Source organism: Dietzia sp. CW19 (assembly GCF_014145265.1).
GTDB lineage: Bacteria > Actinomycetota > Actinomycetes > Mycobacteriales > Mycobacteriaceae > Dietzia > Dietzia natronolimnaea.
In genome coordinates this window covers 7,781-10,580 of record NZ_JAALEE010000435.1, presented here as the reverse complement: position 1 = coordinate 10,580, position 2,800 = coordinate 7,781, and the positions used below count along the sequence as shown (strand labels likewise).

Genomic DNA, 2,800 nt, shown 5'->3' with positions numbered 1-2,800 from the left:
ACCGCCTCGGCTGTGCCGTTCGCGCAGTGTCCCCCTTTCCCTGACACCTGCCGATTTTCGTGCGCAGCGAACGGGGTCAAGAGAGGGCACCCGGACTGCTGCGACGAATCCGCCCCGAAATAAGCGCAGCGCGGGGCGGATTGGTCGTGGCCGGCCGGGCGACGGCGAAGCCGGCGCCGACCTTGACGCCGGCAGTGGAGCACGAAGAATCGCGGTGGCAGGGAAAGAGGGCCGCCCACCAGTGCCCACCCAGAGGCCGGGCCACCGTCGCTTGGACGGTAGCCCGGCATCGGGAGGGGTCTTACAGCTCGTCGGTGTCGACGTGGTCGCCGCAGGCGCGGCGCTCGACGGGGGACAGGGCGTAGCCCTGGTCCTCGATGAACCGGAGGTAGGCCACAGTGCGGCGGTCGATGTGTCGCCAGGAGCCCTTGTGGGTGTTGACCTCGTGGGCGATCAGGCACATGGCCAGGCTGGTCATGGTGGCTTTAGCGGTGGTCATCGCCTCGGTGTCCGGGACCGTCAGGTAGGTCTCGCGCTCGCCTCGCAGTCGGTCCGCGGAGAGCAGGTGCGGGCTGGTGGTAATGGTGGCGGCGACGAACGCGGCGCTGTTCTTCGGCGCGGCCTTGCGGGCGCAGAAGGTCTTGAGCCAGTCGCGGCGGACCTGCTCGGCGGCAAGCCACGCCTTGTTTGCGGCGATGACGTCGCGTCGTTCGGCCCGCTTCTGCTCGCGCTCTTCCTCAGTCGGTTCGCCCTGGGACGCGGTGCTCCACGGGGTTTTCCACCCTCGGGCGGCGAGGTCGTCGCAGTACCAGCGGGCCTGGACTACCAGCGCTTCGTGGACCTGGCTCCGGATGATCGCGTCCTCGGGCCGGTCCTCCTCGTCGTCCTCGTAGATCTCGTACGGGTCGACCGGCTCCCCGGTGGCCGTGAGGACGGTGGTGAAGTCGGCATCAAGCCGGACGGCGAGGTGGTCGCCAGGGTTGTCGGGGTCGATGGTGACCTTCTCACCGGTCTCGACGTCGACCAGCCTGTCGACCCACTCGCCCTTGGAGTCGTAGGCGGGCCAGCCCTCGAGGACGGGCACACCCTTGGCCTCCCACTGGGCGCGGGCCTCGGCCAGGGCGGCGGCGATCTGCCGCTGCTGACGCAGGCGAGCGGCCTGGTGCTCGAACTGGCCGGTGGCGGCGGCACGGACGAGGCTGTCGACGGCGCGGTCATCGTCGGCGAACTCGGCAACGACGGCGGCTTGGGTGATGGTCAGGTCGTAGCGGTCGAGAGTGTCGGTGTCGGGCATGGTGGTGGCCGCGTCGACGGTGGAGCGGTCGACGCGCAGGCGCTTGCTGATCTGGGCGGGGGAGATGCCAAAGGCGGCGAGCTGGGCGATGGTCTCGGCCTGCTCGCGGGTGGTGAGGTTCTGTCGCTGCTGGTTCTCGTCCCACTGGGCCGCGATCAGGTCAGTCTTGCCGTCGAGGTCGTCTGCCGGGGCAGAGGTGACGATGACGGGGACCTGGTCGAGTTCGGCAGCCACGGCGGCGAGGGTGCGGCGGTGGCCGTGCTTGACGACCAGGTCGTTGTTGTCGTCGCGGTAGGCGTTGATCGGCTCAAGGAGGCCGTGTTCGCGGACGCTGGCGACCAGGTCGTCGGAGGCTTTGGCGTCGCGGATGTTCGAGACGAGGGTCAGCTCGGAGGGGCTGACGTGGATGAGGTTCATCGTGGTGTCCACGGTGGTCCTTTCGGGTACGGGGTGAGTGGCCTTGTGGCTGCTCTGCTTCTAGCATACACGCGCCATGCGCGTATGGTACGTCTATGGTGCGTTAATGTGCTTTCACCTGCGGTTATGGCGCTGGGGCGTAGACGATGTGGGGGACTCCTTGGTGGGTGTAGTAGCCCTCGGTGTAGGTGCCGGTGTCGGAGGGTTCGTCGTGTCCGATCGCCCACACTTGGGCGGCGAGGTCTGCGGCGTCGAGCTCGCCGTCGGGTGAGTGGTGGGGGGTGACGATTCCGCTTCGGGGGCCGATGGTGACGCGGCGGGCGCGGTGGTCTCCGGCACGGGCGAGGTTGACGGTGTCGCGCATGAGTTCGCGCAGGTTGGTCGAGCGCAGTGGTTCGGCGGTGGTCATGCGGCCAGAGTGGCACGGTTCGTGGGCGTCGGCGGCTTCGGTGGACACCTGGGCGCGGGTGTTGCGGGGGAGGGGTGGGGTGTGAAATGCGCTGGAGGGGGTCGCCAGGCGGGCGACCCCCTCCAGCGGCCGGTTAGGGCATCAGGACGTCGAAGTGGGTGAGGCGGACGCCGTTCTTGCCGTTGCTGGTGAACCGTGCGGAGATCGCGCGGGCGCGGGGGCCGATGGTGAGGACTGCGGCGACGTAGTGCACGGCCATATGCGGCGTGACCTGAACGGTATCGACCCGGGGTTCGATGAGGGTTGCGCGGTCGGTGTCGTTGGTGCGGGCCTGGCGGGCGACTGCGGCGCGGTTGATCGCTGCGGCTCCTGCCTCGGTGGCGATCTGGTCGAGGTTGGTTACGCGGCTGCGCTGGCGGTTGTAGACGGCGACGGCGACGTTGATGGCGCGGTCGATCTCGCGGCGGACGCGAGCGTCGACGGTGACGGGGCGCTCGGCGGGTGCGCCGTGGTTGCGCTCGACCTGCTGGGCGATGTCCTGGTGGGCGGTGGCCTCGATCTGCTCGGTGAGCCAGTCACTGGCCACGAGCGGGGTGACGCCGTAGTGGCGCATCTCGGCGTAGGCGGCGGCGATCCCCTCGGCGCCGGGGACGGTGAACGTGGGCGACGTGAGCATGGTC

The 2,800-nt window shown here is 69.3% G+C and carries 3 protein-coding genes; all 3 read right to left on the bottom strand.

From position 1 onward, the window contains the following. Positions 1-301 precede the first annotated feature (301 nt). Positions 302-1,723 (bottom strand): ParB N-terminal domain-containing protein, encoded by a 1,422-nt coding sequence (locus tag G6021_RS17790; protein WP_182641457.1) that lies wholly within the window; start codon positions 1,721-1,723, stop codon positions 302-304. A 112-nt stretch (positions 1,724-1,835) separates the two neighbouring features. Then, on the bottom strand, positions 1,836-2,120 hold the full coding sequence (locus tag G6021_RS12860) for a hypothetical protein (protein WP_017838461.1): 285 nt from the start codon (positions 2,118-2,120) through the stop codon (positions 1,836-1,838). A gap of 133 nt (positions 2,121-2,253) precedes the next feature. After that, positions 2,254-2,800: hypothetical protein (locus tag G6021_RS12855; RefSeq protein ID WP_194307919.1), on the bottom strand; the 547-nt coding region annotated here is incomplete at its 5' end.